The sequence below is a fragment of the Mycobacterium sp. NGS19 genome (assembly GCF_059813155.1).
Map to the genome: position 1 here is coordinate 576,480 of NZ_JCALEB010000003.1, position 26,167 is coordinate 602,646.

Annotated in this window: 22 protein-coding genes and 1 pseudogene; 4 read left to right on the forward strand and 19 right to left on the reverse strand. The window is 63.6% G+C overall.

The features are described 5' to 3' along the window. Positions 1–51 precede the first annotated feature (51 nt). A complete protein-coding gene (locus AC5Y4N_RS12680; protein ID WP_499907680.1) occupies positions 52–723 on the forward strand; it encodes a GtrA family protein in 672 nt (223 codons plus the stop codon). On the opposite strand, the gene AC5Y4N_RS12685 is transcribed toward AC5Y4N_RS12680, so the two are convergent. After that, positions 660–1,196 (reverse strand): PH domain-containing protein, encoded by a 537-nt coding sequence (locus tag AC5Y4N_RS12685; RefSeq protein WP_499907678.1) that lies wholly within the window; start codon positions 1,194–1,196, stop codon positions 660–662. The genes AC5Y4N_RS12680 and AC5Y4N_RS12685 overlap by 64 nt on opposite strands. A 10-nt stretch (positions 1,197–1,206) precedes the next feature. Then, a complete protein-coding gene (locus AC5Y4N_RS12690; RefSeq protein WP_499907676.1) occupies positions 1,207–1,995 on the reverse strand; it encodes a biotin--[acetyl-CoA-carboxylase] ligase in 789 nt (262 codons plus the stop codon). A gap of 249 nt (positions 1,996–2,244) precedes the next feature. Here AC5Y4N_RS12690 and AC5Y4N_RS12695 point away from each other — a divergent pair, with 249 nt between their 5' ends. Continuing rightward, on the forward strand, positions 2,245–3,582 hold the full coding sequence (locus AC5Y4N_RS12695) for a carbohydrate-binding domain-containing protein (protein ID WP_499908057.1): 1,338 nt from the start codon (positions 2,245–2,247) through the stop codon (positions 3,580–3,582). 3 nt (positions 3,583–3,585) lie between these two features. Here the strand turns inward: AC5Y4N_RS12695 and AC5Y4N_RS12700 are convergent, their stop codons facing one another. From AC5Y4N_RS12700 to AC5Y4N_RS12755, 12 genes are all read right to left on the reverse strand, one after another. Beyond that, on the reverse strand, positions 3,586–5,847 hold the full coding sequence (locus AC5Y4N_RS12700) for a glycosyltransferase (RefSeq protein WP_499907674.1): 2,262 nt from the start codon (positions 5,845–5,847) through the stop codon (positions 3,586–3,588). Between the two features lie 59 nt (positions 5,848–5,906). Beyond that, a complete protein-coding gene (locus AC5Y4N_RS12705) occupies positions 5,907–7,106 on the reverse strand; it encodes a glycosyltransferase family 4 protein (RefSeq protein WP_499907672.1) in 1,200 nt (399 codons plus the stop codon). A gap of 77 nt (positions 7,107–7,183) precedes the next feature. Then, positions 7,184–8,524, reverse strand: a complete 1,341-nt coding sequence (locus tag AC5Y4N_RS12710; protein WP_499907670.1) for a hypothetical protein — start codon at positions 8,522–8,524, stop codon at positions 7,184–7,186. 33 nt (positions 8,525–8,557) lie between these two features. Then, positions 8,558–9,742: a glycosyltransferase family 4 protein gene (locus AC5Y4N_RS12715; protein WP_499907668.1), complete on the reverse strand. Its 1,185-nt coding sequence runs from the start codon at positions 9,740–9,742 to the stop codon at positions 8,558–8,560. Then, positions 9,739–11,121 (reverse strand): lipopolysaccharide biosynthesis protein, encoded by a 1,383-nt coding sequence (locus AC5Y4N_RS12720; RefSeq protein WP_499940500.1) that lies wholly within the window; start codon positions 11,119–11,121, stop codon positions 9,739–9,741. The genes AC5Y4N_RS12715 and AC5Y4N_RS12720 overlap by 4 nt, the downstream gene beginning before the upstream one ends. Then, on the reverse strand, positions 11,046–11,312 hold the full coding sequence (locus AC5Y4N_RS12725) for a hypothetical protein (RefSeq protein WP_499907666.1): 267 nt from the start codon (positions 11,310–11,312) through the stop codon (positions 11,046–11,048). Before AC5Y4N_RS12725 ends, AC5Y4N_RS12720 begins: the two co-directional genes overlap by 76 nt. Further along, the gene (locus AC5Y4N_RS12730) at positions 11,302–11,580 is read right to left on the reverse strand and encodes a hypothetical protein (RefSeq protein WP_499907664.1); all 279 of its coding nucleotides are present in this window, start codon (positions 11,578–11,580) and stop codon (positions 11,302–11,304) included. Before AC5Y4N_RS12730 ends, AC5Y4N_RS12725 begins: the two co-directional genes overlap by 11 nt. Continuing rightward, positions 11,577–13,958: a DUF2206 domain-containing protein gene (locus AC5Y4N_RS12735; RefSeq protein WP_499907662.1), complete on the reverse strand. Its 2,382-nt coding sequence runs from the start codon at positions 13,956–13,958 to the stop codon at positions 11,577–11,579. Before AC5Y4N_RS12735 ends, AC5Y4N_RS12730 begins: the two co-directional genes overlap by 4 nt. Beyond that, complete coding sequence (locus tag AC5Y4N_RS12740; RefSeq protein ID WP_499907660.1) at positions 13,955–15,085, reverse strand: glycosyltransferase family 4 protein; 1,131 nt, start codon at positions 15,083–15,085, stop codon at positions 13,955–13,957. Before AC5Y4N_RS12740 ends, AC5Y4N_RS12735 begins: the two co-directional genes overlap by 4 nt. Next, positions 15,082–15,807 (reverse strand): polysaccharide deacetylase family protein, encoded by a 726-nt coding sequence (locus AC5Y4N_RS12745; protein ID WP_499907658.1) that lies wholly within the window; start codon positions 15,805–15,807, stop codon positions 15,082–15,084. Before AC5Y4N_RS12745 ends, AC5Y4N_RS12740 begins: the two co-directional genes overlap by 4 nt. A 9-nt stretch (positions 15,808–15,816) precedes the next feature. After that, entirely contained in the window at positions 15,817–16,371 is a 555-nt protein-coding gene (locus AC5Y4N_RS12750; protein ID WP_499907656.1) for a hypothetical protein, read from the reverse strand. Positions 16,372–16,378: 7 nt separating this feature from the next. Next, entirely contained in the window at positions 16,379–17,185 is an 807-nt protein-coding gene (locus tag AC5Y4N_RS12755) for a glycosyltransferase family 2 protein (protein WP_499907654.1), read from the reverse strand. 1,632 nt (positions 17,186–18,817) lie between these two features. Between AC5Y4N_RS12755 and AC5Y4N_RS12760 the strand changes: the two genes are divergently transcribed. Together AC5Y4N_RS12760 and AC5Y4N_RS12765 are read left to right on the forward strand one after the other, a co-directional pair. Continuing rightward, entirely contained in the window at positions 18,818–19,522 is a 705-nt protein-coding gene (locus tag AC5Y4N_RS12760) for a hypothetical protein (protein WP_499907652.1), read from the forward strand. A gap of 75 nt (positions 19,523–19,597) precedes the next feature. Continuing rightward, the gene (locus tag AC5Y4N_RS12765) at positions 19,598–20,671 is read left to right on the forward strand and encodes a GNAT family N-acetyltransferase (RefSeq protein WP_499907650.1); all 1,074 of its coding nucleotides are present in this window, start codon (positions 19,598–19,600) and stop codon (positions 20,669–20,671) included. Positions 20,672–20,727: 56 nt separating this feature from the next. Here the strand turns inward: AC5Y4N_RS12765 and AC5Y4N_RS12770 are convergent, their stop codons facing one another. From AC5Y4N_RS12770 to AC5Y4N_RS12790, 5 genes and pseudogenes are all read right to left on the reverse strand, one after another. Further along, a complete protein-coding gene (locus AC5Y4N_RS12770; protein WP_499907648.1) occupies positions 20,728–22,083 on the reverse strand; it encodes a lipopolysaccharide biosynthesis protein in 1,356 nt (451 codons plus the stop codon). A 103-nt stretch (positions 22,084–22,186) separates the two neighbouring features. Next, entirely contained in the window at positions 22,187–22,957 is a 771-nt protein-coding gene (locus tag AC5Y4N_RS12775) for a polysaccharide deacetylase family protein (protein WP_499908055.1), read from the reverse strand. 78 nt (positions 22,958–23,035) lie between these two features. Next, positions 23,036–23,782 (reverse strand): annotated as a pseudogene (locus AC5Y4N_RS12780) (glycosyltransferase family 2 protein); the annotation flags it as partial. A 29-nt stretch (positions 23,783–23,811) separates the two neighbouring features. After that, positions 23,812–24,705, reverse strand: a complete 894-nt coding sequence (locus tag AC5Y4N_RS12785) for a glycosyltransferase (RefSeq protein WP_499907646.1) — start codon at positions 24,703–24,705, stop codon at positions 23,812–23,814. After that, positions 24,695–26,101, reverse strand: a complete 1,407-nt coding sequence (locus AC5Y4N_RS12790) for a hypothetical protein (protein WP_499907644.1) — start codon at positions 26,099–26,101, stop codon at positions 24,695–24,697. Before AC5Y4N_RS12790 ends, AC5Y4N_RS12785 begins: the two co-directional genes overlap by 11 nt. Positions 26,102–26,167 lie beyond the last annotated feature (66 nt).

A 26,167-nucleotide genomic window follows, 5' to 3' on the forward strand; every position in this document is an offset into this window, starting at 1 on the left:
TGGCGCGCACGGTTCGGCGGTGTGGCCCGCTCTTACGTAGACTGCCGAGTTGTGTCCTTCACCGACGCCACGATCGCCCGTCTCCCGCGTGTGGTCCGGCCGGCAGCAGAGCGGCATCACGAGCTGATCAAGTTCGCCATCGTCGGCGCCACCACGTTCGTCATCGACTCGGCGTTGTTCTACACGCTCAAGCTGACCGTCCTGGAACCCAAGCCGGTGACCGCCAAGATCATTTCCGGGATCGTCGCGGTGATCGCGTCGTACATCCTGAATCGGGAGTGGAGCTTCCGCGACCGGGGTGGCCGCGAACGTCACCACGAAGCGCTGCTGTTCTTCATGTTCAGCGGCGTGGGCGTGCTGCTGTCGATGGCGCCACTGTGGGTCTCCAGCTACGTGTTCGGACTGCGGGCGCCGCACGTCAGCCTGACGGTGGAGAACATCGCCGACTTCGTCTCCGCCTACATCCTGGGCAACCTGCTGCAGATGGCGTTCCGGTTCTGGGCGTTCCGGCGCTGGGTTTTCCCCGACGAGTTCGGCCGCAACCCGGAGAAGGCGCTGGAGTCCACGTTCACCGCGGGCGGCATTGCCGAGGCGATGGAAGACGTCCACGAGGCGCACGAGAAGTCGAACGTCACCCCGCTGCGCCGACCACGGCGGCGTCAGCGCGTGCCCGAGGACCGGCTGTCGGATTCTTCGCCGCCCAGGGTGTCGAAGACTTCGTGATACAGCAGCGAGTGGACCCGCTCGACTTGCGGGATGTCGTGGAATTCCAGCGGGTCTTGTGACGCTGACTCGATGATCAGCGTGCCGGTGCGCAGCATCCGGTCGAATATTCCGTGCCGGAATTCGACGCTGTTGATGCGCGCGAGCGGGATGTCTATACCCGACCGGGTCAGCACGCCGTGGCGAAACATCACCCTGCGGTCGCTGATGACGAAATGTGTTGTGAGCCAAGACAAGAACGGCCAGGCGGTAAGCCAGCCCACCAGCACCAGCCAGATGCCGGCCACCACCCAGTAGAGAACCGTCTTGGCCGTCTGGTCCCAGTCGGTGCGCTGCACCACCGCGGTCACGAACACGGCGACCCCGGTGGCGACCACCAGCACGAGCACCGGGCCGACCAGCCGCTTCCAGTGCGGGTGCCGGTGCAGCACCACCTGTTCGTCTCTGGCGAGCACGTTGTCGGGGTAGCCCACGGCTTGAACCTTAGAGGTTGGGACGGATGTGCACGACGTCTCCGGCGGACACAGCCACGACGTCGCTTCCGGTGTCGATGCGCAGCTGCCCGTGGTCGTCGACCAGCAACGCGGTGCCGACGACTTCGCGGCCACCGGGCAGCACGGCGCGCACCGAGGAACCGATGGTGGCGCACCGGGAGCGGTACTCCTCCATGAGTCCGGTGTCGCCGGCGCGCCAGGACGTGACCCGCTCACCGAGCCAGCGCAGCAGTTCGGCGGCCAGCCGCGTGCGGTCGGCGTTGACGACGCCGAGGTCTGCCAGAGAGGTCACCTGCGGTTCGCCGACCTCGTCGGCGCGCAGCGTGACGTTGAGCCCGATCCCGACGACGATCGTCTGCCCGGTTGCCTCCGCGAGGATGCCGGCCAGTTTTCCGTCGCCGGCGAGCACATCGTTGGGCCATTTCAGCACCGCGTCCACGCCCGCGATACCGCTCACCGCGTCAACCACCGCCAGGCCCGCGGCCAGCGGAAGCCAGCCCCATGCGGCCGTCGGCACGTCGGCGGCGCCAACGCCTGCAGACACAATGAGCTGTGCCCGAGGCGCCGCCGACCACGTGCGCCCGCTACGGCCTCGGCCGGCGGTCTGGTGTTCGGCGAACAGCACCACTCCGTCGACGTCTTCCCCGGCGTTGGCACGGGCCACCAGATCGGCGTTCGTCGACCCGGTTTCTGCGACGACGTCGACGAAACGCCATGGCGAGCTGAGCGATTCGCGTAAAGAGGCGGCATCCAGCGGAGGCCGTAGGTCGGATTCCATGCGAGAAGCCTAAGCGCACGATGCCGGACGCACCCCGGCTCAATTCGGATTCCTTCTGTTACAGAAGTGATAGGTGAGCCTATTGATGCCGGTGAAAATTAAGCGGACGCTGTGAACTACTTCCTCGCAGCCGAAGGGGGGCCCGTGGGCCGGCTTCGCTCGCTACTTGCAGCACTGCTTGCAGCCGGAACCGCCGTGTCGCTCGCTCCCCCCGTTACGGCCGCGGACAACACCGTCGAAGCTGAGACCATGGTCGTCACACCGGTCAACGCCGGTGCCACCTATAGTGATCCGACCGCATCGGGCGGCGGAGCGCTGTTGTTGCGGTCGAAGTCCACCGCTACCGCGACGATATCCCTGCAGGCAGCATCGAGGATTGCCGTCAGGGCAGCGGGTAAACCATGTTGGGGTTCTCCGCGCATGACCGTGTCCGTCGACGGCAAATCGGTGCTGGCGACGACGGTCGGCGCGAATTCGTGGACCACATATTCGCCGTCAGTCACCATCGCGACCGGATCGCACACGGTGACAATCGCTTTCACGAACGCTTTCTCGGCTTTGGGCTGTGCACGTACACTTCTGCTCGACTCGCTGACGTTGACATCTACCGCGCCGCCGCCACCAGTCCCCGGAACGCCGGTGCTCGTCGGTGCCAGCGGCGGTGGAGAACTGCTGTATCTATCGGCCGCCGACCTGTCGAAGGTGCTCGACGTTGCGAGCTCGGCCGGGGCCCGCTACGTCCGGGTCGACCTCAATTGGTCGGAGATCGAACCCGTTGAGGGGCAACGTAACTGGACCAACCCGGACCGCGTGATCGATGCCGTCGTCGCACGCGGGATGCGACCGGTCGGTCTGCTGCTGCATACACCGCGGTGGGCGCGGGTTGCGGCCGCCGTCACAACCGAGGAAAGCGCGCCGAAAGACCCCGCCAAGTTCGCGACGTTCGCCAAAGATGCGGCCAGCCGCTATCTGAACCGAGTTGCATTGTGGGAGGTGTGGAACGAGCCGAACATCGGCTGGAAGCCGCGACCGAACGTCACGGCCTACGCAACTCTGCTCAAAGCCACCTACACCGCGATCAAGTCGGTCAGCTCAGACATGTTTGTCATCTCCGGCGGTTTGGCGCCCGCCACCGACAGCTACTCGCAGATTGCGCCGATCACGTTCGTCAAGGGACTGTATTCGGCGGCAGCCAACTCGTACTTCGACGCGTTCGGGATGCACCCTTACACATTCCCGTATCTGCCGAGTGAGCCGAACTCATGGAGTGCTTTTCAGCAGATGTGGCAAATGCGTGACGTGATGGTTTCCGGTGGGGACAGCGCAAAACAGATCTGGCTCACCGAGTTCGGCGCGCCTACGGGTACCGACTCGACGTCGGTGACGGAAGCTGTTCAGGCGCAGTCGTTCAGCTACGCGCTGCAGTACGTGCAGAACAACTCCTGGATGGGGCCACTGTTCGCGTTCAGCCTTCGCGACCGCGGCACACATCGGCTGGACCCTGAGGACAACTTCGGCATCGTCCATTACGACTACAGCCCAAAGCCGGCTCTTGCGGTGATCAACAACTTCGCCACCGGCGCATAAGGTTCAGCCGCCCAGTATCGCCTGCCTGAGCGCCTCGTATGCCGGCTTCTTGGAGCCGTCAGAGCGACGCAAGCCGTAGTTGGCTTCGGGATCAGGCGAACCCGTATCGCTGTCGCGATAGGTGTACCAGATCAGTGCTGCGACACCGTCGTCACCATAGGCGGTCTTGACGGCGTCAGCGGCGATCTCGGCCTGGCGCGCTTCACTGACGTGGTCATCGCTGCCCGGCTCGCCGCCAGTGGGCGCGCCGAATTCGGTGATCCAGATGGGAGGCGCGGGAAGACCGGCATCCGTGAAGATACGGCGAATCGACGCCAACCCGGTGCTCGCGTCCTCTCTGGGGCTCACCCACGGACCGCGTTGACTAGCAAGATTTGGATAGGTGTACGGATGGATGCCCACTCCGTCGATTCGCTGTGCAGCTCCCGAGCGCACCACGGCCGCGAGGAAGTCTTGAGGGGTGATCCCGTCGCGGCTGGGGTTGGTGATCGACAGACCACCGGTCACAACTTGGGCGGCAGGGTTGGCCGCTTTGATCCTTTGGGTCGTCAGCCCGAGGAGTTGCGCGTAGCCGAGCGGGTCGGGCTGCGGCTGCCAAAACCCTTGGGTGTTCGGCTCGTTCCAGATCTCCCAGACGGTCACTTTCGGATACCTCGCCGCAGCGTGAGCCGCGAATGTCGCGAACTGCTCGGCGCTGGCCGGAGCGCACTTATCGCTGAAGCAGCCGGCCGGCCTCGCCCATGGCGGCGTGTACGCGAGGATCGGAAGTAGCGTCAGCCCACGCTTGCTCACCGCGTCCACCACAGTGTCGAAGCGGTGCCAGTCGTAGGCATTCGCCGAGTCCGGTTGGATGTTCGGCCACGCCAGATCCACCCGTATCCATCTAGCACCCAGTGCGGCAGCGTCATCGAGAGTGGCCGACAGTTCCGCCGCCGGCATGCCGAACAGCGTGTCTCCGTAAGCGATTCCGACATGCGATCCCGCTGCCGTCAACATCCACGGCGGCTTCAGCGATGGTTTGCTGCAGCCGCCGGACATCACCGTGACGATCGAAAGGACCGCGCACGCGATGATGCTGGCGACAGCCGACCGCCGCCGCCGCGAGCCGAAATCGCCGCCACCGGTTGTCATGGGTTCTGGTGCGCAAGCCGCCGGCTTCGTCACGCGGTAAGCGGGCAGGCACTGGTTGACGGCCTCGTCCCAGCTGAAGTCGTTGGCACTGTCGAGTGCCCCGGTCGACAACCTCGGGCGCTCAGCCAGCGCACGCGCGATCACCTCGGGCAGATCGCTGCCGTCGGCCCGGCTCAGGTAGCCATTGCGTCCCGGTGTTATCAGAAGGCGAGCGAAATTATCCGGATGATCTGTGGTGATCACTGGCGTGCCGCAGGCCAAGGCCTCCACCGCCGCCAGCCCGAAACCTTCACGGCGCGTGGGGAAGACCATGAGCCGGGCGGACTTCATCCAGCCGATGACCTCGGCGTGCGATTGCAGTTCGCCGGTGAACCTCACCTGGTCGGTGAGCCTCAGTGCGGCTACGCGCTGTGTCAGCGTGTGGTGTTCAGGGCCGGTGCCGATGACGGTCAGCGACAGCCGGCTGCCGCGCTGACGCAGCTCGGCTATCCCATCTATCAATGTGTCGACGCCTTTGTGCTCCAGAAGCCGCCCGACGAAAAGCAGATCGCTGCTTGTGGTTTCGGCCGGCACGTCGCAGATCGCGCGGAGGTCGACGCCGTTGTTTCCGACGAACACGGGCACGCGCCCACGCGTGACTTCGCGGATTCGTTGCGCCGTTCCCTCGCTGACGGCGATGATCCGATCCGGCAACTGCAGGACGAGCTGTTCGGCGAATGCGGCCAACACGCCGATCGGACCCAGATAGCGCCGCCAGTAAGTGCGGCCCCACACTTCGTGCCAGGTGGCGATCAGTGGTTTTCGCCGGATGACACAAACCGCCTTGACGACAAGCACCGGCAGAATCGGGATTTGATCGACCTCGACGACGTCGAACCGCGCCGTCACCATCCGAAAGCAGGACAGTGCGAACGCGACGGCTTGCAGGATGGACCGCCGTTGTCCGGCGTACAGCGGCCACCGTCGGCAGATTGCGTGGAGCCGAACAGGTCCCTGGTCGGTCACCGCGCCGCCCTCCCACCACTTCATGGTGTAGATGTCGACGTGGAATCCGCTTCGCGCGAGGCGCTGCGAATACTCTCGAGTCCGGGTCTCCTTGCCGCCGCTGTGCCAGGGCGCCACGGCGTCCGTCACGATTGCCAGACGGGGCTTTGGTCGGACTACGCCGAGGGTGCGTTCGCACCGACTGACACTCATAGCCTCTCCAGATGCTTGTCCGATGTCCGATCAGGAGCCATCGGGTTCAGCGTCCGCGCATAGAGCTCAAGCGTTCTGTCGGTGAACGTATCGGCCGAATACTCTGTTGCCCGTTGGCGTCCGGCCTCGCCCAGCTTCCTGCACAGTTGCGGGTCCGACGCGAGCCGAACGATCGCGTCAGCCAGTCCGCGCTCGTCATAGGGCTCGGTCAAGAACCCGTTGACGCCGTTGACGACAAGCTCGGGGATGCCGCCCACGCGGCTCCCGATGATCGCCCGACCCACACCCATCGCCTCCAGCGCGACCGTCGGCAGGTTCTCCGGCCACAGCGATGGGATCACCAATGCGTCGGAACTCGCCAGCGCGTGCACCACTTCCTCAGAGCCCAGGCGGCCCAAGAACCGCACGCCATCGGACACATTCAGCTCCGCTGCCAACGCCTGCAGCGCGGTGCGCTGACTGCCGTCACCGGCGATCGTCAGGGTCACGCCAGGGCACTCCAGCCGTGCCAGCGCGAAGGCCCGCAGCAGAACCTCGACCCCCTTCACGGCTTCCAGTCGGCCCGCAAAGAACAGCCGTCCGGCGCAGGGTGGCGCTACCGCGTCCGGCAGGTTGATGCCGTTGTACATCTGCACGATGCGTTCGGGGCCGACCTCGTCTTCGAGCACTCGCGCGAAAAAGTGGCTCGGTGCGATCAGCGCGCTGCATCGGCGCAATGCGAACAGGTACGCGGGGCGCTGGACCATCCGGAAATACAGAGAACGCAGACGCCCGATGATGCGCAGGTCACCTCGGCGGTAAGTGCCGTTGCGGTAGTCGGAGGTGGGCAAATGCCACGGGATGAGGGCGCGGGTGAAGTCCTCGGGGCCGTGGACTGTCATCACGAACGGGATCCCCCAGGCCGCGAACAGCGCTGCGGGACTGAACTCTCCGATCGCGTGGAAGTGAATGATGTCCGGCCGGAAGGTGTCGAAACTCCGCCGAAGTTCGCGGAAAGCTCTGAGGTAAAAGAAGTAACGCAAGAGCCGCCGCATCGGACCACCGGAGATGCGCGGGATCAACACGTCCGCGAAGACGTCGTTGTGCTGGCTGGCCTCCTTATCGGTGGCAACGACGTGCACCACGTGGCCGCGCTCGGTGAGTGCCCCGCGCAAGGTTTGAATACTTCGTTCCGCACCGCCAGCCTGCCAACCCATGTCGTTCACATGGCAGATTCGCAAGCCGTCGTGCGTACGGAGATGGTCGTCAATCACGGTGTTGCCTCAGTCCGTTCCTATGCATAAGTCCGGGCCGATGTCTCGGCCGAATCGTCGCAGCCAAGTTGTTGAAGCACGCTGCGCAGCGACCACCGAACCGCGTTTTCATCGAACTCCTCCGGGAAGAACGAAGCCGTGAGCTGGATTTCGCCCGGCGACGGCGAGCACATCAAAATCGAGATGTTCGACTTGCTCGCCGGCGGCAGCGCAACGGCGAAGTTGTGTCGGCTATCCGGCAACCACCGCACGTCTGCCATCTCGGGCAACCGGGTGATGTCGGAGAACACGACGGTTGCCTCGCCGGTGGGAGACCGTTGTGCGACAAGCCAATCCGCCTCGCAGCGGCGCTGCCTCAGCGGCCACAGCAGCCGCGACTTGGCAGCTCCGCCCACCATCTCGATCAACGGCCGGCTGGAGGCGAGGTGGGTTGCCAGTGTGTCGCCGAACTGCTGCGGTGTGGTGTCGGGTCGATTCTCCACCCGGGCCACCGCGGTGAAGTTGGCCCACGTACGTCGGCCACGTGGGAGATACCGGCGCAGGTCCACCAGCACCTCGATCACCGGCGACAGCGGAATGCCGGCTTCACGCAGCGAGCGGCACAGCAGGTACATCAGCACAGCCGAGGAGGACATGGCGAGTTGATGTTCTGCGCGATAACGACGTAACGCGGCGAGACATTCGTCGCTGCTTCTCACGAACACGGCAGAATAGGGCTCTGCCATTCGCGCCGCCACGGCCGAGGCTCCCGGCGCCAATTGGTTCTTCACTCTTGCCGGCAACGCGGCGAGCCTGTCTCGTAACACCAGTCGCACTGCGGAAGCGAAGCTTCGTGGCTTCCTGATAGCTACATTGAGCGCCGACCACACGGCTGGGTTGCGGATAGCCCGGAGGTCGTTGCCGGCCGTCCTCGGGTAGCCGTCGGCACTGCAGCGTGACACTTCACCAACGATCTTCAGCATGACGTGAGCGTCACCGAGCCCGTGGTCGAACCGAAACGCCACGAACTGACCGACCGGCATGACCGACACCGGAATGCGAACCCCGCGAGCCGCCTTCATGATCGAGTTCAGTGCGGCCGTGACTCCTTCGGCACTGTCGACAATCGGTGCCATCACCGGGGGGTGTCGCACTGCATTGTCGAGCAGGCCGGGGTCAAACCGCCATACGCGGGAATTCGGTTGCGGGACCAAGCCGAGACGTCGCAGGGGATCACCGGCAGACAGGCCGAACAGGGCGGCCGTGATGTCTGCGGTGTGGCCCGCGGCCATCGGCCCCGCGAGGATCCAGATGGGCTGGCCGCTGAGCAGAATATCCAGCTGACCGGCAGCGTACCACTGAGATGCGCTGTCCTGCTTCATGTTTCGTAACCTGACCATCTGTTTCCCTTCGAGTCAGCCCGCATAGCAAGCAGGTACGTTGAGAGCTCTGTCGAAGACGGCGCAGGTCCGGTCGGACTGGGTGGCCCAGGAGAGTTCGGATCGGACCTTGCTCGCACCCCGGCGGCCCATATCGGCGGCACGCGCCGGGTTGGCCAGCAAGTCGGCCAGCGCCGCCGCGAGGGCAAGAACATCGCCGGGCGCATGCAGCACGCCGTCGACACCGTCAGTGACCAGAGTGGGAATCCCCCCCACCGGGGTGGAGACCACGGGCCGCGCCGTCGACATGGCCTCGACGAGAACGGTGGGAAAGCTGTCGTAATGGGTGGGAAGTGACACCACGCTGGCCCGCCGGTACGCCACAGCGAGCTTGTGCCGGTCCAATCGGCCGGAGAAGGTCACGATGTCATCCACACCGAGTCGCCGACACAAAGCCACATGGTCGGCCATCGCGTCACCATCCCCGACCACCTCGAGTCGAACACCCGGTCGCCGCCTTCGCAGCGCTGGCATCGCCGCGATCAGGTCAGGCAATCCCTTGTAATGGGCCGCTTTTCCGAGAGAGCCCACGAACAGCACCCGGTCCGGCTCGGGTGGAACGCCGGCGGCGTCGAAGACGTCGACATCGACGCCGGGCGGTATCGTCGTCGCCTTGCCCGAGAACAGGCCGGGATAGCTGTCGAATACGTAATCGGATGAGCAGATGACCTGATCGGCACGCCGTGCGGTCCTGGTCAGCACCAACCGTTCGTAGGTCCGGCACGTCACATCGTAGAGAAGCCGCCCGTTTCGCATCGGCCCGGTGTGATATGTCAAGACAAACGGCAGGTCACCGGCTGCGCGAGCCGCGACGTCGGCGAGCAGCGGGACCGGCGCGTGTGCGTTGACGATGGTGATCCGCTCACGTTCGATGATTTCGCGCAGAAACCGCGACCAACGCAGGCCGACCGGGGTGTTCGAGATCCGCACCTTGAAGGGGATGCGGTACACACGGGCGTACTCGGTGTCGGCGACACGGGGTGCCGGCCCCCGTTCGGGTTCGGTGGCGACGACGACGACGCGCCACCCGTGCCGGTGGTGAAGTAGCCTGGCGAGGTTTTCGACGTACTGCTCGACTCCGCCGATATCGGGCGGGAAGTACGGTGAAACCAGCAGGGCCGTCCTACCGTCATTGTTCCCAGCGCCAGCCTGAACGCTCATCGCATCGCCTCCGACATCAGCGGTGCGGGCTCGGCGCCAGCCGAATTTCGTTGATGGACAACGATTGCCACCACCGCATACCCTCCAGTGACCAGGTTGCCGATCAGCCACGCCCAGCCCAGCCACTCCAGTCCCCGGCCACTCCACAACTGGGCAAGGCCGATCGTGGTGAAGGCAAACGCCGCGCTGGATATGACCAGACTTTTCATCAGTCCCAGTAGTTTGAGCACCGACGCGGTCCAGGTGTTGAGGGCGACGGCCAAAGCGCCAATCGCCAGTATCTGCAACAGATTATCGGCGTTGTCGGCGTAACCGGGACCGAACAGCGAGAGGATCCAGTGGCTGCCGATGACCAAGACGACAACGGCGGGAACCAACAGCGCCACGAGCATCAGCGCCGACCGCTTGAGCAGAGCTCCCAGCCGCGACTCGTCGAACGATCCTTCGGCGAAGAATGCTTCGCCGACCGCGTACGCGACAGAGTAGACGGCATTGGCGATCTGAAACGTCAAGAAGAAGTAGCCGGCTTCCGCCTCGCCGCGGGCGTGCAGAACGATCAAAGGCAAAACCATGATGGGTGCAATCGTCGCGACGCTGGACAGGTAGCCCGACATCGAATAGCTCAGCTGATGACGGCTGAGCTCGGCGGCGCGCCGAAAGTCTATACGCAGACCCAAAATCCTGTACATGCACACGATGCTCGCTCCAAGCGCGATGACGTATCCCGCACCGACGGACGCGAAGATGCCGTAGGCGCCCAATCCGATCAAGGCCGCTGGAGCCAGAAGCTTGGTGATGCCCTGCAAGAACCCGTCAATGAGCAGGTTGTACTCGGAATTTCGCGCGGCGATGAAGACGAAGTCTGTCAGCAGATTCAGGGCGGATGCCGCCCCGGCGATCAGGAAGCCGACGGCATAAAGCGGATTGTCGCGAACGAAAGACAGTTCAGGCGCATAGATCGGTACGAACAGCACGTACACAGCAGAGAACACGAGTCCGAAGCCGCCGACCGCAAGGAGGCTACGGGTGACTTGGGCGTTGCGGTTGCTCGAGTTCGCGTAGAACCGCACGATCGTCACGTTCAGCCCAAAGAGGCTCAGATAGGCGATCAGCGACGTTGCCGACACCAACGACATTCCGGCACCGACCTGCTCCGGGGTGAACATCCGAGCGGCAAGGACCGAGAAGCCGAAACCAAGAATGGCCATGGTGCCCATTGCGGCCATCAGAAAGGACGAGTTTCGAATCAGTCTGTCGGAGTGGGCCCCTCGACCGGCGCGCTCTTGAAGCGTGTTGCGGGTTATCACAAGCCACCCCTTTTCTTCTCGGCACCGGCGTGTGCGATCACCCGCAGCACGAAAAATGACACGATGGAACACACCAGTGAGACGGCGAGGACGAACCCCTCCGTCGGCGCGTCCGCGAAATGAGTGAGCGGCATGGTCATCGTTTCCCGATGCGCAATCGAGTTCGCCATGAGATAGAGCATCGGCAGTGTCGAGTAGACGAACACGGTGCGAAGGATTGCGACGCCCGAACCCCGACTGCGCCGGTAAATGTCAGCCCTCACCGCGCCTCCTGCGGCGTTCGCCGATCTGACGCAGAAGATATGCCAGAGCTGACATGCCGAAGCAGATTGTGGCCATGGTGTCCCGGCGGATGGGCAGCCACCACACAATCGGCTCGGCGAGAATGTCAGGGTTGAACACAGCGACCAACGCGCCGTAGATCCAGCCCAGCACGCCGAAAACGACCACGGTGTCGATTCCCGCCCACGCTGACGCCGGCCAGATCACCCGCTTCCATTTGCCTTGTGCTGCTCGATCATTGCTGGTCATCGGTAAATCCTCGCGCCGTTATTGCTGTAGATCAGGCTCTTGTTCTCGTCGAGGAACTCGACCGGGTACTTGTACGTCACGGTGTCGCCGGCGTACGACAGCGCAACGTCGCCCCTGAGTACGGTGGTGGACCCGAGGAAGGCGTAGGCGTCCTTGCGGACGAACACCGGGAAGATGTCATCGCCGTCGCTGGGCTCGGCGTATCGCTGACGCGGTGTGAAAGCGTAGACGTAGCAGTACATGTGGGCTTGCACGTCAGGGGCCTTCTCGGCCGAGATCCGCGTTCGTAGCCACGTGATCGCGGTGTCCTCTTGTTCATGCAGATAGCAGTTGTCGTAGTATTCGCCGGCGTTGTTCAGGTGGAGCTGGGGCGGATACCCGCCCAACAGCTGCGGGATCACGCCCGTCAGCGAAAGGTAGAGCGTCACCGCCACGGCCAGCGCGACATTGCGTGCCCATCGCCCGCCCAGCAAGTGAAAGGCCTGGATACTCCCGACGGCGAGGAACGGCGCCAGCCAGAACAATCCCTGGCCGAAGGCACGAAGGAGCCCGTAATCGACCGACAGCTGCGGCAGGAGCACCAGCATCGCCATAGCGGCGATGCACGCCAATGCGCCGCAAACGAATTCAAGGCTCGGCCGAAAGGCACCCGCGCGGCCGCGCAGCACCGCGAGAAAGCCGACCGCAATGCACAGCTGCATCCAGATCGGCGCGACACGGCGCAGCGTTCCGTTGACGGCCGACGGACTCGCGCCGGCAGCGTCGAGGACCTTGCCGAGGGCGGTCGTCGGCAGTTGTTCGGCCGCCACCACCGGCGTGGGATACCGATCGAGTTCGGACAGCGGGTAACTCGCCCCCGCCGTTCGGTCGCCTGCAGTAGTTTGGATCGCCTGGTTCCTGAAGTCCCGCAGCCGTTTCTCGGCGCTGAGTTTCTCCCCGCCGACGATGGCGTAGGAGGCATCAGACGACCGTTGACCTTCGTCCGCTCCCCCGGTCAGCGACGTCAGCGTCGAGCGGAAGGTCTGCTCCACCTGGCCGCCCGCACCAGTGATCGGACCGGCCCAAACGAAGGTGAGCGCCCCGAGCACGAGCAGGATCGACCATGTCAGAACAGGCGGGCTGGGACTTTGTAGGGTGCGGCGTTGCCGTGACGCGTGGTGCCTGCCCCGCCGCTTTCGCGTCAACCGGCGGGCGGCCGGCGCGAGACGCGTTGCGGCCCAACACAGCCCGAGCACAGCCAACAGCACATACGTCGTCGAATAGTGCGACAGGACGACACCGACACCGAATGTGACGAGCCCGATTCGCCGTAATCGGACAGGCACCGCGCGATCTGTCATGAGCAGAACCGCGGCGCCGAGGAAGAAGAACGCCACCTCCTGTCGGTTCAGGAACGGCATGTCGCCGAAGTAGGTGGGATACGCGACGAAGTAGACGGCGGCCAGAACTGCGACCGCCCGCGATGCGAACCGCCGGGCAATGAGGTAGATGAGCACCGGGCACAGCGCATAAAGCGACTGGAAGACGACCTTGAACACGAAAAGGTCGGGGATGCCGGTCGCCCGCTGGATGATGGTGGGCAGGATCGTGATGCTCAGGCAGGCGTTGTACGCCGAGTGGAACGTGTCTGTGCCCCAGATGCCTTGGCTGGTCGTCAGTTCGAACAGCCTGAATTCGCGCTGAATGTCGTGGCCCGTCACAAACCAGCCGCGCAGTGATGTCATCAGCAGCAGCGCCAACGACAGCATGTACAGCGTCGCAACAATGGTCGACTCACGCAGCACGGATCGCCATGTGAACATCATCACGATAACGGCCGCCCCGATCACCAGCGTGGCGGTGGTGACAGCTCCACTGGCCCCGTTGTTGAGACGGATCGGCCCGGCGACGGACCCGACGACGAGAACGACACCAGCGGCCAGCAGCAGCTGATCGCGCGTGCCGATCACCCCCGCTGCCCGGGAGTGGATGACCGGATCGCTGCGCCAGCGCCATCGCGATGGCCGCCAAATGCTCAGTGCCACAAGCGCGCCCAACATCGACAGGACCACAGGGACGCGGTCAAGCGGTCGCGCCACCCCCGCGAGCGGTAGAACGAAATTTACGACGAGGCCGCCCACCATCATCACGAGCACCACCAACGCCAGCGAGTACAGCAGCGACTCATGCGCCCTGGTGGTCGTCGGCCAGTTGACCTTCGCGTGCACCAGCATCACCGGGATCACGAACAACATGGCCAGGCCCGCCACCAAGCGCAACAAAAAGGGGCCGGCATCCACCAGAACAACGCCGGCGCAAGCCGCCGCAGCGATGACCGGTATCAGGTCGCGCGCACCATCGGTCGTTGCGGGCTGCGATGTGGCTGGGGCAGCGGTCATGTCGCCGCCACAGAATCGTAAAGGCATTCCAGCGCCGAAACGCTGTTGTGCCACTGGAAGTTCGTTCCGCGGTTGGCGCTGCGGACCGACAGCTCGGCAAGAAGTGCGGGGTCGTCGGCCAACTTGTCGATGGCTGCGGCCAGCGACTCCGGGTCCGGTCGGACCAGCAGGCCGACACCGTCGACGATGTCCCGAGTTCCCGGGGCATCCGCCGCGACGATCGCCAAGCCGGCAGCCATTGCCTCCAAGAGGACGAGCGGCATGCCTTCCTTATCCGACGAGATGACGAACACCTGCGCCCAGCGGTACCACTGCACGAGTTCGTTGCCGCGCGCTGCACCAGCCAACGTGACGCTAGTCAGCCCGAGATGGTCGATCTGACAGCTGATCTCATCGCGAAGTTCGCCGTCGCCGACGATCACCAGCTCGACGTTCGACGTCACGTGGGCCATCGCGGTGACCAGCCGCAGCACGTTCTTCTGCGCGTCGAGCCGACCCACGAACAGCAGACGCAACTTGCGCGCTGGCACAGGCTGTGCAGGGGGCCGATCGCACGCCTCATAGAAGCGCGGGTGGACCCCGTTGGGAATCACAGTGATTCGCGCGGCTGGCACGCGGTGGTGGGACTCGAGGAACCGGGCCTGCTCCCCCGACAACGCCACGACGGCCGCCGCGCGTCGCAGAAACGGCCCGAGCACCCACCGCTTATAGGCACCGAGGAGCACACCTAGTGGACCGGAGGGATCGACGTCGAGGTGGAAGTGGGCGATGTAGGGCCGCCGCCGCAGAAACGACACCAGGAGAACGACTTCGGGGACGAACGCTTGTGCGGTGTGCACATGCAAGATCGAGCGCCGGCTGATCGTGAGCAACCTCAGCGCCAGGCCCAGCGAGATAGGCGTGTGCGCCACCGAGAACGCGCCGAACCGGCGCACTCGGACACCGGAGGTGTTCTCCCGGATGGGTGCCCTGGCGGAGCCGCAGGTCGTGGTGATCACGTGGACCTCGTGACGCTCGGCCAGGTGCTCGGCGAGCGTCTGCGCGACGTTCTCCACACCACCGAGGTGCGGCGGGTAGTAGCTGGTGACCTGAACGACGATGTGCCGCCGCTGGGATGCGCCGATCATGCGCCCGTGGCGACGAGGTCGCCGTTGTCGACGTACGCCACGTCTGACCTGCCGCCGACGTAGCGGAGCAGCCGCTCCAGCCGACCCCAGTCGCCGTTGTCGTCGATCTCCCAGCTGTGTCCCCACAGATGGAACACACCGCCCGTATCCAAGACGCGGTCGAATATTGCCATTGCCAATTCATCCCAGTTCCAGTACATCCGGCGCGCCTTCCGCAGATTGCCGGCGGCAAGGCGCACGGTGGCCGGCCCGTCAACGAGGTGGCGGTACGCGTGCACCGTCGTATGGGTTTCATACGGCGACGACATTCGTGTGACTCCACGACGTACTGTGCGCGCCAAGGCGAATCCGGCATTCTGCACCATCCCGATATGCCGGGCAGCGTACTGCCCGCCGGGATAGCAAAAAGATTGCAACCGCACGCCGGTCACCTGCTCAACAGCATCCTTGCCGTCGACGATCTCGTTCCAGGCGACGTCATCGGCCAGGCCGGTCAACCGGCGATGCGTGAGTGTGTGGCCACCGATTTCGAAATCGTGTGCCAATGCGGCGACCTCGCTGTCGCGCAATCGCTGTTGCTGGGGCAGCTCGACGTTCCGCGGCGCGACGTAGAAGGTTCCGCGCAACCCATAGCGTTCGAGCAAGCCGGCCAGTCGTTGATCGCAGACATGGCCGTCATCCCAACTCGTGGTGACGACGACAGCTTGGTTTCTAGCGAACATTCGTCCCTCTCATTCCGCCCGCATCAATCGAATGCGTAGGTCGCGTCCGCTCAGACGCACTTCGACAGCCGACCACCGTTCCGCCTCGACCAGATCGACCGCGGCCGTGGTGGTTTGCGTTGTGCCGTTGGCGACGGTCAGCGCTCCCTCAGCGCGCCCCAGCACCGTTCTCGCGGGATCGAAGACGATCACCTCATACGGGAAGTTGTCCGACCGGCCGTCATGGTTGGCGACCGTGAACGAGACATTCATCAGGGCCTGCCCAGTCTCGAGGTCTCCACCCTCGGCCGCCGGACGTTCCGCGGGACTCAACGTCAGCGGGTTCGGCGAAAAATACAACTCCGCAAACGGTGTCGGCTGCTTCGTGAACGACAACGCCAGCTGATGCCGTGCCTCGCTGGAGTATCCGACCGCCACCCCGCCGGCGAGGAGTAACGCGGCCAGTACCGCCAACACCAGCCCATAACGCCGTAACGCGAATCGGCTGCGAAGTCGAGGTTTAGGCGAACGGCGTTGTGGTATCGACGAATTCACCTCCACGCCGTCATCGACGACCATGCTCATACAGCGTTCACCTAGCAGCCCTCATCGGGCGTGTCTCCACGTGCGACCCGAGCCGCGGAGCCGTGGTCGCCGCCAGGGAGACGACGACGCCGCCCGTCTCACCCACCACTGCAGGCAGTTTGTCCGCCCTGCGCAGTCGGGTGGCGAGAAGGATCGACAGGCATTGCAGGCCGTCGCGCCAGGTGATCTTTTTGCCTTCCTCGAAGGTCCTGCCGTTGTAGGTGACAGGAACCTCGTAGGGCCGCACGCCGGCACGCAGAATCTTCGCCGTCAGTTCGGTGTCCAGGCCGAAGCCTCGCTGTGACAACGTCAACGCTCGGAAGTGCTGAGTAGGAATCAGTTTCAGGCAGGTGTGCATGTCGGTGATGCATGAGTCGAACAGCAGGTTCGCCACGAATGTGGTGAACCGGCCGCCGACGGCGAACCGGTAGGACGGAAACCTGGTGTTCATGCCGAAGATCCGGGTCCCGAATACATGGTCGGCGACTCCGCTGAGGACCGGACCGAGAAGGGCCGGGATGTCTGACGGTGAGTATTCGAGATCGGCGTCGAGGATGATGACATGTGTGCCTGAGGCCCGCTGGACACCGCTACGCACCGCGGCCCCCTTGCCGAGATTGTGCCGGTGGCACACGGTGATCACCCCCACATCGCCGAAGGGCCGCAACAGTTCCGCGGTTGCGTCGGTGCTGCCGTCGTCAACCACGATGAGCTCCATCGGGCATGGATAATCGACTGCCAGCACGCGATTGACGGCGCGCACGATCGTCGCCGACTCGTTGTAAACCGGCATCACGATCGACAGGGCGGTCACTGGTGACGCTCCAGCCCGGCCACTCGGCCGGCCGGCCGGCTCATGTGTGCAGAGCAGTCAACCGCGGCACCTACTGCCATCATTTCGATGGCCTCCTATGGAGATGCGACGAGGCGACCCGCCTACCGCCGCGGCGATCGCACGAGCCATCCTGAGAAAACGGAAGTGTGACGAAACTTGCAGCGCGTTTTTGTAGCATGAAAGAGCCTTCCTTTGCTGGGAGGGCAGGGGATGGGGTCGGTTTGGTCGCTGTCCCCATCCCCGCCAAGAGCGGTGAATCTGCAGGTCCTAGCCCATAGGCACTCCAGACGGTCCTCGCGAGGTGCGCAGGAAGTCTTCATCGGTCCACCGGGGTGTGTCACTTGCTGCCCATGAGTGCTCACGCATCGGCAGTCCCATCTGGCCGGCGAGCCGAGTAGGGCAAAACCGATCGGCGATAGGGCGACGGCACCACACGAACCGGTATCACCGCACTCCTCATTGGCAATCAACTTCAAGGCCCGACATTTAGCTGCACCGCCTGCCGCAAATCCTGGGACCGAGCAGCCCGGTCGGTAGCAGCATGCGATTTGCCGGCGGTGGGTTGTTACCCCGTGGCAACGACCGCGCATAAGTTAAGCAGACCATCCGCAATCCTGCCAACCCGAACTCATCAGGAAGGTATGTGTGCGCGCGGATATCGGGGGAAAAGCATGTTGACTCGTGCCTAGCGCGGGGCAAATTATCCCCCAAGGCAAATAAAGCTTGAATTTGCAACAATACGGTTTATGACAGGAGCTGCCACTAGTCCGCCGCCGCTACTGGCGTCGCCCGGACACAGCACGCAGTCGCATCTGTGACGACGGTCACAATCTATGCCCATAGCCTCCGCCTATGACTTGCCGCATTCGAACTGGCAATCAAATGTTGGTTTGCTGTCCGGCCTGGTGGGGTGCCGGAAAGGTGAACCAGCACTTCGCGACCATCGCCAGCAAGCCTGTTCAGCCACGCTTGGCCTTGCGTGTGCGACCGGCAGCTATCTGAACTTGCGGGTCGGCGGGGACAACCCCGATCAGTGCCGCGCGCCGGGCGGACCGTGACGGACAGTCGGTGATGCCGAGGCTTCGCAATGTGCTCGACGGTATTCACACACATTGACTGGACGCTGTTGTGCCGAAAATTGCTGCGCGACAATGCTTTTGCGCCAGGACCGAAGCGGCCAACCTCAAGCGATCTTCGGGGTCGGCCGCATGGACTCCGCCGCCACCGCACGAGACGCGCCGCCGCGTACGCGTAAGACAAGAATCAAGATCGCCTCGATATTCAGCCGCCGTCAGGCACCAACTCCGGCGACGGCGAAAGGTGGCGGCCAGCGCCGCAACGCCGGATATCGTTGTAACCACAGCTCAATATCTGAACCGGGAACCGCCGGCAATCAGATCTCGCTAGCGGATTCCCGATGGTGGTCCTGATCCGGAAGCATTGCGATCCAATGAAAGAAGGCAAATGGCGATATCACGGCCAGCCTATTGGAACCGCGGTCCTTGTGATCTGCTGCGCGGGCGATGCCACACCGGCCGCGAATTCGGTCCGCCACAAACGTCAGAAACTCTGGTCACGTTATGGAAGACACTGCTGAGTATCGTAACCGCAGTGATCCTGATCGGCATGCTATGCGAATGTGCAGCGACGACGCCGCGGCTCGAGCTTCACCAGGATTACCGCACCGTGCCAAACGGCAAACACCCGTCCAGATTCGACTCCGGGCAAACGGCGATTCTCACCTACAGTCCGGATGATATCGCCGCTCTTCCAACCATTTTCGATGGTAAGTCGATTATCACCTACAAGCGTGCAGGCATCGGTGCCGGTTACACGACCGCACGCCTGCACGACAGTGCCACCTATATTGAGGCCGACTGGAATTTCAGCCCCACCGGCACCACCGACAGCGGCCTACTCGCGCTGTGTATGTACGCGAGCCCACTGCCGTCCGGTTACCTGGGCAGCACTCCCGTGCCGGACAGTCCAGCGCACGTCACCTTCTCGAATGACCACTTCGAGTACGGTGTTTGGCGACATGATGTGCTGACGGTTATCGCAAATGTCCCCTATGGACGGACTTTCACAACGGAACCGCAGCACGTGGCCGTCTACGTCCGCAAGGATTTGGGCAAGGCCTGGGTGTTGGGCCCGACGGGTAAGGTCTACGGCCCATTTGCCGACTCTCAAATCAGCGATTTGACCGCCCCGTATGTGACGGCCGAGCAGTTCTACGGCAATGCCGACAGCGACAAGCGCGTTGAGATCCGAAGGTGGGGTGCGTCGTCCCGCCCTACCGCCGTGCAGTCGTGGTGACAAAGCGCCGGGGCTATCGGCAGCTTTGCCGCTGAAAACAGTAATGTTTCGGGTTTGCGGTGTAGGTTTACGGAGGTGTCGTGGAGCCTGATCGACTTCGACGCGCTTGATGCGGAACAGCTGGCTTTGTGGGGTCGCGTTCGCAATGCCAACCCGGCGCTCGACAGCCCGTACTTCCATCCAGCCTTTGCCGGCGCGGTGCACGCGATATTCGGCGATGTCCAAGTGGCGACCGCCGCCAACCAGGTTTGGTTCCCGTTGCAGATAAAAAAGGGGCTGGCGCGGCCGGCCGGCTGGCCCGGTTCGGATTTCCATGGACCGATAGCGCCCCCTGGCGTAACGATCGATCCCCTCGACCTCGTACGCGCGACTGGGCTGCGCGCCTTGCGGTTCGACCACATCTCAGAGGACCGCTTGGAGTTCGCGCCATGGGTCGACGGCCGCGAGGAGTCGCCCTTCATCGATGCCACAGGCGGTCTCGACGGCTATCTGACCCGTATTGGCAAGGCGGGCCGGGACAAGCTGTCGCAAGTGCGCCGGATGACCAATAAGGCCGCACGTCAGCATGGCGACCTGCGCCTAGTGTGGGATGCGCGGGACCCAGCTCTTCTGGACTGGCTGATTGACATCAAACGCCGTCAGTATGCCGCAACGGGCGCGTACGACTTCTTCGCGATGCCTCGTCGCCGAGAGCTGGTGCACCATTTGGCCAACACGAGCGTCGACGGTTTCTCCGGCATGCTGTCGGCGGTGTACGCGGGTGACACGCTGCTCGCCGCGCACTTCGGGCTGCGCGACGGTGCCGTCGTTCACTGGTGGTTCCCGGTGTTCGATCGGGCGCACGCCGAGTTGGCGCCCGGCTGGATCATGTTGCGCGAGTTGATCGCTGCCGCCCCACAGATGGGCGTGGTGCGCATCGACTTGGGCCCGGGCGTGGAGGATTACAAGCGCCGAGCGATGACTGGCTCGATTTCCGTCTGCCAAGGCGAGGTGACGGCCGACCCGCTGCGCCGGAAGCTGCGCGCAGCGCGGATCGCCGCCCGTCGCGCAACAATCGCCAGACTGAAGAATTCCCCGCTCAAGCCGAAGCTGAGTGCGATGCGGGCAGCCGGGTACCGCGCTCTTTCGGCGCGTGAAGCCCGACGATAGTGAAACATTAGGGTCCGCGCCCCACTCACCCGAAAACCCTTGTCAGCGTCAGGTTGTCAAGGGATGCTTTCGCCCACGCAGTCCTGCGTTCGACGCCTGAGCAGTCGCGGAATCCAGACGAAGTCCGGGATGACTTGCGCCGCTACCATGGCAACAGCGGCAGCGGCTATGACGCCGGTACCACCCCACTTTGCGCCCCACCAGATGCCCAGCAGCACGGTTGTCACACCCATGACAGTGATACAGATCGATTGCCATCGGGCCTCTCGCGGCATCGTCAGCATGATGCCGCCTGGTAAGTGGATGCATTCAAGGAACAGCAGCACGGCGAACGCAATTGCCAGTGCCCGCGTCGCGCCCACTTTGCCGTCTGAAAGCACCGATGTAGCCCACGGCCCCAACGCCACGATGCCGAGGCCGGCCAGGGCGGACAATACCCCGAACGCCGCCACAGCCTTCAGCCACAACTGGGTGGAGGCAGCAAGATTCGATCGGCGTTTGACGAATACCGGCCACAAAGCCATCCCGGCCGAATCGAAGACCATCCACACGACCGCGAAAATCTGAGCCATCAGAGCGTAGCGGGAGAGCTCCCCAGGAGTGGACACGTGCGAGAGGATCAACCGATGCGATTGAAGGCCTAGCGGCAAACCGATGCTCAACACGAACATCCACAGCGAGCCCTGTAACAGTCTGCTCTTCGCCTCTTCCACGCCGGGTTTTGCGAATGCTGACCGCCCGATACCGCTCATACGTAGCGCCAACAGAGTGGCAACGCAGTTTCCGGCCAGCACGCCCCCGGCACCGGATACCGCATACCAAATGCCATCTACACCAACGCTTTTCAGCACCAGAGTGATCAGCAACGTGAATACGGCGTTGGTCATGGTCAGCACCACCGCAAGCGGATTCATGTTCAAACCGATGATGATCCGGATACCGATACCAGCCGGAATGCCCAAAGCGATCAGGCACGCCGCGACAGTGATCGCGATGCGGTCGGCCGGACCCGTCGTAGTACCGATCAGAAGACGCCACAAATCTGTCGCCATCACTACGAGGCTGGCCGAGATCAGCACGGCTGCAACAACAATCAGCCTGCGCAAACCGCGCTGCACGGTAGCCACAGCTGCGCGGTCTTCGGTGAGCCGCCCCGGCCGGGAGCAGGCACTGGTCACCACCGCACCGATTCCCAAGTCGGCGAACGGGATGAGCAAGGAAAGCGTCGTGATCAGCGACACGACGCCGAACACTGCCTCGCCGGTCTGACGGACGATGATTGCGGTATTTGTCAGTCCTATCAGGGCGACCAACGGCGTTCCGACCACGCGGAAACCGGTCCCGAGCACAATTGCCCTGCGCTCGACGGGCTTGAGCGATGCGTCGTATTCGACGGCGTCGGTGGCAGTCATGTTCGCACACCCCCACCTAACCGGGCCCGCGGGGATTGCCCCTCCGGCCCCGCCGAGCGCCAGCTGCCGCTATCGCGGTACACAAACGTTCTCACGACCGCGCCTACCGATCCTTCGACAATGACATCAACGGGTTCATCGAACGCATCGACAGGGAGAAAAAGGCTGCCCGCCGTACCTCACCTGATGCCGTCAGCCCGGAGATCGTGGTGCTGTGCAATGAACGCTGCTGCAGGCCGTCGACAATCATCTGCACTGCGCTGGCGCGGTCGAAGACACGCTCGGGGTGGTCGGCAAGGGTGTCGTGTAGCAAGATGATGCTCCCCGGCTCAGCCTGAGCGACCACCTCCGACACCACCGCCGACTCTCCCAGTCCGCTCCAGTCGAAACTGTCGACGTCCCACATGACGGTTTCCAGGCCGGCATCGCGCTCGCCTAGGAAGGAACCCACGCTCTGGGCTCCAAATGGTGGGCGAAAGTACTTCACCGGTGCGCCTGAAATCGCCGACAGTTCTGCGGCCGCCGCCTCGAGCAGGCGCCGGGTCGATCCGCGGGAGCGGCCGGCCAGCGTCTGATGGTCGAACCCGTGCAGGCCGACTTCATGGCCTTCCGCGACCACTCGATGCACCAGTTCGGGCAGGCGGCGTGCGCTTTCCACCAGCATGAAAAACGTTCCGCGGGACTGATTTCCGGCGAGTATATCGAGTATTCGAGGGGTCCACTCGATGTCGGGGCCATCATCGAAGGTCAACGCCACCAGCGGTTGATCGGTCCGCACATTCCTGATCGACCCCCAACGCGCACCAACGAGCGCGTCGACGCCACCATGGGCGAACCGTCGCACGCCACGTTTCTTGGCCAACGGCTCTTTCATCGAAACTCCCTCGGCTGCAGCGGGTCCCGCTTTCAGAGTCGCCGCCGCGCGGGAGGCGGCGAGCTTGGTCTGCACCGCGTATTCCCAGCAGCGTAGGTATGCGAGCGACATCCGCCGTCCCTGGAACGGGTAGCAGCCCACCGAGTCCCAGATCCGGCGCATGTCATCGAAGGCCTCGCTGACCGGACGCGACGATCCAGCTCCAGTAGTGTCGAAATCGGCCACCACGCGCTCGATCGTGATGGGCTCCCGCACCAAAGCGGCGCGCAGCATGAACAATTGATCGGCCGCGATCGGGAAACCAACGTCATAGCCGCCCAACTTCCTCACCAGCGAGGCGCCGAAGAACGACGCTTGATGGGGGATGGTTCCGCGTAACGTCAGGAACTTGCGCATGTCGAAAGGCATGGGGGCCTGGAACCCGACACTGGTGCCATCCGGCCCGATCTCGTTTTCTATGCCATAGCCCCACGAGTCCTCGACAGGGCCACGGTTCATGACCGTCTGCACAACCTGAGCCACTGCGTCCGGATCAGAGAAGCGATCACCAGAATGCATGAACCACAACAGATCTCCGGATGCATGGGCGATACCCTGGTTCATCGCGTCGTATCTGCCGGCGTCAAGCTCAGACTGCCAGTAAGCGAAGCCGGGCTCATTTCGGGACAGGTAGTCGCTGACGTCGTCACCCGATCCGCCGTCGATCACGATGTGTTCGATGGTTCCGGCGTAACGCTGGGCACGCACACTGTCCACGGTTCGTTTCAGCCCATCGAGGTCGTTCAAGGTGATCGTGATCACCGAGACGGTCGGAGTCGACGTCACTGGCTCTGCTCCCTGAGACCTGTGCCCCACTAGACTTTCACCTTTCGCAGCCCGATCCTCAACGCGGCCGCCGACGCGTAGATCCACGCCCAGATTCCGGGCCTTCCCCATCGCACACCCGCGGCCACAGCGCCAAAGACGCTACGCAGGGAGCCTGCCTCGACGGCCGAAATGACGGGGCTGTACAGGAAGTAATCACCTCGCACCCTCTTCGACTCGTCGACGAGTTCTCGGACGCCCCAATCGATGTAGTCTTTGCTGCGGTCCACCCCCGGCCGCGACGTCGACCCGGCAGTCACATTGACCTCGACGAGGCAATCAGGAAGTTGAACAATCGAAAGGTCGGGCAGTGCGCGCTGCACATTCATCAGCCACATGGGATCGTCATGAATCGAGCCGGCCGACACCGACAGTGGAACCGCCTCCGCAACAGTCTTCGGGAACATCAGCGTCGGCACCGCTAACGAGGGCCGCGCTCTTCGCAGTGAGCGCAGTTTCATCAAATAGGGAATGACTCGTTCGTGTGGCTCGACCAGCCTGCTGGGAATGGTCAACGGCTTCTGCCCGTCAGCGCGCCGCACGTAACGACAAGAAACGATCCACCGTCCCTCCTGCGGTGCTGCAGCGAGCTGTTTTTCGAGTTTGTCCTTCCGCCAACGGTCGTCATCGTCGAGCAGCGCGATGATGTCGCCCTTGGCCGAGTCGATTCCCAGCTGCCTGGCACGGCCGGGTCCAACTCCTCCCGATGTCCGCAACACGCGGATCGCGTCGGAAGCCGGCAAGTCCGGTTCACAATCCGAGTCCACGACCACGATGACCTCGGCGGGCGCCACCGCCTGGTTCAATGCGGATTCGACGGCCTCGCGCAGACTCGCTCTGCCGATGGTCGGAATGACGACGCTTACGGCCGCCTCAGTAGTCACGAACATCTCCCTTCACACCGCACTCGTCATTGGCGGGCAAGTGCCTCGCCGAGAAGGCAACTGCGAGAACAGCGAAGGCGGCCAAAGCACCGTAGGACCACGGCGAGAACAACAGATCCCAAACCGCCTGTACCGACACGACGACCACCAGCGCAGCCCAGCCTCCGTATCGGGACGCGTTGCAGATCATCGCCAGCGCCGCGACGGCCAGTCCCACGGGCAGAAGCGCGGCAAACAGTCCGCCCTCTGCCCAGGCGCCGAGCAACACTGAGTGAAGCGATACGTCACCGTTCGGCAGATACCAGGTGCTTTCCAAGCGGACAGTCGGGTCGAAGCCAAGGGTGATGGCGAGAGTCTTGGCATGGTCGAACACCTCCGCGCTGATGTTGTTCGCGCTGGCCCAACCGAACCAGGGGCGGTCCATGATCGCCGAGATCGACAGGGGCGACTCCGTCCGTCCAGCAAGTATCAGCGGAACACCCTGAGCTAACTGGCTTTCCGTCTTGCGCTGAATCGCACTGCCCAAGAGCCCGCTCGTCGCCAGTTTCGGTAAGAGAGCGAACACCGCAGCTGCCGACCCCGCCACAAGTGTGAGCTGCAGCCATCGCGGGATCCGATCGGCACCAGCCCAGCCCACCACCACGACGACAGCGGCAAGAACGCAATTCGTCGCCAGTGACCGGTAGTCCTCGGCCAGGCTGTAGGCCCCGATCAACACCAGTACTACGGCCTGCAGCGGAAGCGCGACTCTGACAACAGTCAAACCGAACAACAAGATGATGACGATCCACTGTCCCCAGCCGTATTTCCAGATGTCGCTGAAGGATCCGTAGGAGGACGCCGCCGCCGTGCCGGGCAGGATGCTGTAGACCACGGTGCCGATGGCGATGCCGCAAAAGATCGAGAAGATGCGGAGCAGGTCTCTTCCGGCCAGCACCAGAAAGCCCGCGTAGTAGATGGCGAACGCCCCCCACTGTTGCACTCGTTGATCAACCAGACTCAAATGGTTGATCTGTGCCGAGATGCAAAAGGCGGCAAACCCGATGATGGCGAGGGCCAGTGGAAGCCACTGCCCAAACGCCGGTCGCGTCAGAAGCAATGCCGGCGCCAGGAGAAGACAGACCGGGGCGAGCATCGTCAGGGTGAACCCTTGGATCTGGATCGCCGAGGTCGCACCCAACGCGATCAGCACCACTACGGTGAGCGCCCGTCGTGCTGTTGTGCGCCGGCTCTCGAACGAGCCGCGCGATGGCGAGCTACCGAGGCGCGGAACGGGTCGCGCTGCGGTGCGGTCGCCAGCCAGTGCAGCGCGGTGAATGACCAAGTCAGTCATCGCAGAAACCCCGATATCACGTGTGGGCGCGTTCGACGAAACATCCCGCATCGCCCACTCCATTGCGGCCCGACCCTGTTGCGGGCATGCTCTCTTTCAAGACCACCTGTGGCTCCGAAGCTCGAGCTG